This is a genomic window from Nocardia lijiangensis NBRC 108240 (genome assembly GCF_001613045.1).
Taxonomy (GTDB): Bacteria; Actinomycetota; Actinomycetes; order Mycobacteriales; family Mycobacteriaceae; genus Nocardia; species Nocardia lijiangensis.
Genome location: NZ_BDBP01000188.1, coordinates 1 through 4816 on the forward strand (window position 1 = coordinate 1; position 4816 = coordinate 4816).

General features: G+C 70.5%; 5 protein-coding genes. 2 read left to right on the forward strand and 3 right to left on the reverse strand.

The window, feature by feature from the left end; genetic code table 11:
* Nucleotides 1-423 precede the first annotated feature (423 nt).
* Nucleotides 424-1095, forward strand: a complete 672-nt coding sequence (locus NL1_RS35630) for a TetR/AcrR family transcriptional regulator (protein WP_067849309.1) — start codon at nucleotides 424-426, stop codon at nucleotides 1093-1095.
* Nucleotide 1096: 1 nt separating this feature from the next.
* Here NL1_RS35630 and NL1_RS35635 read toward each other — a convergent pair whose 3' ends face one another.
* Both NL1_RS35635 and NL1_RS35640 read right to left on the reverse strand, forming a co-directional pair.
* Complete coding sequence (locus NL1_RS35635; protein WP_084511445.1) at nucleotides 1097-1936, reverse strand: DUF72 domain-containing protein; 840 nt, start codon at nucleotides 1934-1936, stop codon at nucleotides 1097-1099.
* Between the two features lie 10 nt (nucleotides 1937-1946).
* Nucleotides 1947-3248, reverse strand: a complete 1302-nt coding sequence (locus NL1_RS35640; RefSeq protein WP_067849299.1) for a hypothetical protein — start codon at nucleotides 3246-3248, stop codon at nucleotides 1947-1949.
* Nucleotides 3249-3370: 122 nt separating this feature from the next.
* Between NL1_RS35640 and NL1_RS35645 the strand changes: the two genes are divergently transcribed.
* Entirely contained in the window at nucleotides 3371-4387 is a 1017-nt protein-coding gene (locus NL1_RS35645) for a 1-aminocyclopropane-1-carboxylate deaminase/D-cysteine desulfhydrase (RefSeq protein ID WP_067849303.1), read from the forward strand.
* A gap of 10 nt (nucleotides 4388-4397) precedes the next feature.
* On the opposite strand, the gene NL1_RS38430 is transcribed toward NL1_RS35645, so the two are convergent.
* The coding region (locus NL1_RS38430) for an Rv3235 family protein (protein ID WP_218024538.1) at nucleotides 4398-4816 on the reverse strand (419 nt) is incomplete at its 5' end.

Here is a 4816-nt window from a genome sequence, read left to right on the forward strand (position 1 = left end):
GGCGGCCCGACCTGCTGCGGCGGAATCATGCCCGGCCACAACGGCACCGCGGCCGCGTCCCGCCCACGGCGCAGCGCACCACGACGCGCGACAGTGTGGCTGCCGAGATCGAACGCGTTCGACGCCATGACTCCGCCGCACCCTCCGTATCAATGCCATTGCGCAATAACAAGATTGCACAGATGCGCCGGAAATGACGGACGAATGATGCAGAGAGGCGGAAGACCGTGCGGTACCCCGGTGTTCCGGTTCCGGTACCCTCGCCTGCACCGGTGGGGGGTGCCGCTGTCGCAACAGCGCGCCGGTTGCGGGCGGTGTTCACGAACAAGGCGGTTCACGAATAATCGTCGCCCCGATGGGATTCGAGGCGACACGATCGGCGAGACCGTGTCCGATCTCGATCGTTTCGACAGAGAGGCACACATGCGCCGAGAGCAGACGACCGTACGTCCGGCAGCGTCACCGAGAAGCGGGTTCGCCGAGCGGCACCGCGCGACCCGCGAAGCGGTCCTCGCCTCGCAGTGGGGCAGGCTCATCGCCGCGATGGTGGAAAGCGTTCAGGCCAAGGGCTATTCCGCGACCACGCTCTCCGACATCGTCGGCAGGGCCAGGGTCTCGCGCAGCACGTTCTACGAGCACTTCGCCAACAAGGAGGAGTGCTTCGTCGAGGCCGTGCACACCGGCATCGACATCGTCGCCACCCGCATCGCCGAGGAACTCGCCCAGCTCCCGCCGGATGCCGACGCCCTCGCCAAGATCCGCTCCATCGTCGACACCTACTGCGAAATGGTCGCCGCCGAACCGGATTTCGCGAACGTCGTGCTGGTGGAATCGTTCAAGGTGGACCAGGCCGCCGTGGCCTACCGCGACCTGGCCGTCGATCGCTTCGCCGAGCTGTACCGCGCCTTCTACAACCAGGCGCGCGCGGCCGACCCCGCCCTGCCGGAGCCGGCGGACGACCTGATCGCGCTGATCCCGGAGGCGATCGGCGAGCGGACCCGCCGCACGCTGGTCTCGGACGGACCGGCGCGGGTGCCCGAATTGGCGCCGCTGTTCGTGGATTTCGCGGCCACAGTGCTGGGGCTTCGCTGCTGAGTCAGAACAACGTCATCGGTTCGTCCGCCGTCGGCTCGGGCAGCGGGTCGAGTTCCGGGAGCCGGGCGCGGATCTCGTCGTGAAAGCGTCTGGCCAGATCCAAGGCGCCCGCGTTGTCGGGAGTGTGCAGAAACACCGTCGGCGAGCGGCCCTCGCGCAGCCAGGCGGTCACCGTGTCGAGCCAAGGACGCCACCCCGCGACGGTGCGGTCGACGTCGTCGCGGCCGTGATACCGCACGACCGGGAATTCGGTGAGCGCCGCGGTGCGCCGCGGCACGCGCGGCTTCTTCGACCGCGCCTCCTGTTCCGAAGGCCCCGCCGCGACGCCCTCGAAAAGCACTGTGGTGTCGAAGGTTATCCACTCCGCGCCGACCCGGCCCAGCACCCGCTCCAGCGCCTGGCCCGCGCGCTGGTCCGCGAAGAACGCCGGGTGCCTGACCTCGACGCCGCACCGGTACGCCGCGGGCAGCTCGCGCAGGAAGGCGGCGAGCGCGCCGAGTTCGGCCGGACCGAACGAGCCGGGCAACTGCACCCACAGCGTGTGCAGCCGCGGCCCCAGCGGCTCCATCGCCGCGAGGAAGGCGCGCAGTTCCCGGTCGGCGCCGGAGAGCCTGCGCTCGTGGGTGATCGGCTTGGGCAGCTTCAACACGAAACGGAAGTCGGGCGCGGTCTGCTCGGCCCAGGATTCGACGGTGTGGCGCGCGGGTGTCGCGTAGAACGTGGTGTTGCCCTCGACCGCGGTGCAGCGATCGGCGTACCAGCGCAACTTCTCCGCGGGCCCCAGCTGCCGCTCCTGCCATGCCGCGTGCGTCCACATCGCACATCCCACGTGAAGCCGCATGCAGGCGACGTTAGCGCGTGGCCTCGGCGGGCTCCGCCTCGGACTCCTCGCTGCGCAGCCGGTGCAGCAGCAGCACAACGAGCGTGCAACCGCCGGTGATCAAGATCGCCGTCAGGCCGGGCACCATGGCGAGTAGCCGGTCGGGATTGGCGTAGCCGCGCGGTATGTCCAGCTCACCGCCGAAGATGCGACCCTGGAGTACGACCACCACGCCGGGCACGAACAGCAGCGAGAGGGCGAGCACCTTGCTCGGACTCCGGATCGGCTGTGCCGTGCCGAAGCAGTATCCGGTGATCAGCGCTATCGCCATACAGCCGGTAAGGGTCGCCGCGGGCGTCTGTCCTTCGGGCCGCGCGGTGGCCGCGGCGAATGCGCCGAGCACCGCGGTGGCCGCCAGCCCAGCCAGCGGCATCGGGCGGGACATGCCGAGCATCATGCCGCCCACCGTGGCGCCGATCAGCAGCGGCACGGTCCACCCCGACAGCGCGGTCGCCACGATCGCGCCGCCGACAGCCGCGATGGCCGCGCTGAGGGCGACGATCACCCCGTCGCGGCCGGGCAGCAACAGCGCCGCCGCCAGCACCGTGACCACCGTGATGGCGGCGACGAGCAGCACCTCGAACAGCGTCGACCCACGGCTGACCAACCACTCCGAACTGCCGAGGGTGATCAGCATGGTCAGCAGCACGGCAACGATCGGCCGCAGCGGCAGCTCGACCGCGATCACCGCTTCGCGGCGCCGATGCCGGTTCAATACAGCACACATCAGTACCAGTGCGGCGGTCGGCCAGAGCAGCCAGAGCGGCGGTGAGTCCGTCACGACTCCAGCGGGCACCTCCGGCGCGCTCGGATGACCGATACCGGGCACGCTCAAATCGCCGATGACAATGCTGGTGAGTGCGCCGAGGGTAGCCGCGCCAGCCAACACCATGTGCCGCTGCGCCGCCGTCATCAACCCGCCGAGCAGCATCCCGCCCGCCAACGAGTCGATGTCGTTGAGTGTGGTCAGCGGGGCCAGATTGGAGAAGCTGCGGCCCAACAGGTGGTTGATCAGCAGCACGACCGTGCCGAACAGCGCCACGAGCCACGCCACCACCGCCGAGTCTGCGGTGTAGGTGAAGACCGCGGCAATCACGGCGACAATGAAGCCGATCGCGGTCGCCCTCGGCATGTTGTGCGCAAGCAGCTGCATCTCCAGCGTCGCCGTCCCGCGGGCCCAGGCCAGCGAGATCGGCGTGGTGAGCGCAAGTCCACCCGCCACGGCGGCGACGAACGCCGTGATCAGCTCGACCGCACCTGTGCCGTGTCGCACCAGGTCAAAGGTAGTTCAGTGAGCCGTCCGCTGGTCGATTATGGGGATGTGCGTGTCGGAGGGTGGGAAAGCGGCACGATTCGATCTCGCCCACGACCGGGGCGTCGTAGGCTGACGACACCATGGAATTGGACAATTGCCCAACACCGCTGATACACGCGCGTCTTCCCGAGGTCACGAGCACCCTCCCCTTCCACCGGCTCGGCGCCGCGCCGACACCGGTGCGACCGCTCGACGGACTGACCGGCGGCGGCGCTCCGGTCTGGCTCAAGGACGAGAGCGCCTACGGCGACGGCGGCTGGGGCGGCAACAAAGTGCGCAAGCTGGAATGGCTGCTGCCCGAAGCGGTCCGCACCGGCCGCCGCACCTTGCTCACGGTGGGCGGCGTCGGCACCAACTGGGGTTTGGCCGCCGCACTGTACGGGCGCGACCTCGGGCTGCACACGGTGCTCGCACTCATCGACCAACCGGTCGACGAACACGTACGGGCGCAGCTGGCGCGGCTACAGGCCTCCGGCGCGGAAATCCACCGCACGCATACGAAACTGCGCACCGTGCTCGCCGCTCCGCTGCTGTACGCCAAGCACTGGCGGCCGGGCGCGGCCCCGTACTACCTGCCCGCCGGAGGATCCTCGCCGCTCGGCGCACTCGGTTACGTCGAGGCGGGATTGGAGATCGCCGCCCAGGTCCGCGCGGGCACGCTGCCCGAGCCTTCGCACGTCGTCACCGCGATCGGCTCCGGAGGAACGGCGGCCGGGCTGATACTCGGCCTGCGGCTCGCCGGGCTGCGCACCCGCGTGTTCGGCGTCGTCGTCAACGACACCCTGCGCCTCGACGCACCGGCGCTGCTCGGCTTGACCGGCCGCACCGCCGCTCTGCTGCGCAAGCGCGGCGCCGGATTCGACGCACCGGCGATCACGGCGGACGATCTCGAGCTCACGCGGGACTGGCTCGGGCCCGGCTACGGCCATCCGATCCCGGCGGCGGCCGAAGCCGCCAGGGCCGCCGAGGACGGCGAGGGACTCGCCCTCGAGCCGGTGTACACCGCGAAGGCACTGGCCGCGCTGCTCGCCCGCAACGCCGAGGGCGGTTTCGGCGCGGGTCCGGTGCTGTTCCTGAACACCAACGGCCCCCGCTGATCCGGCCGGTTCACCGGATGCGCAACGCGGTCAGCCGCCACCCCGAGGTGCGGCTGTGCACGATGCGGCCCGCCAATGCGAATCGCCGCCGCCCCCGGTCGTATCCGGCGCAGACCTCGGCGGTGCGCGAGTCGACGGGAGTCACCGCGACGCGCGCCAGCACGGCGACGCCCAAGGTGCGGCCCGGCGCGAGATCCCCGGCGATCAGGGTGCGCACCGCCGACACCACCGCGACCTCCGCGACCGACCCCAGCTGCCCGATCGGCCTGCGCTGATCCAGCACCTCCAGCGTGACGCGCAGCGCGTACTCGGCGAACTTGCGCGCCGAAACGACCATCTCGTCCTGATCGGCCGCGTGCGACTCCCGGACAGCGCGCCGGATTCCCGCCCCGGCTACCGCGGGCGCGGCGCCACGCGGGCGCAACCGGC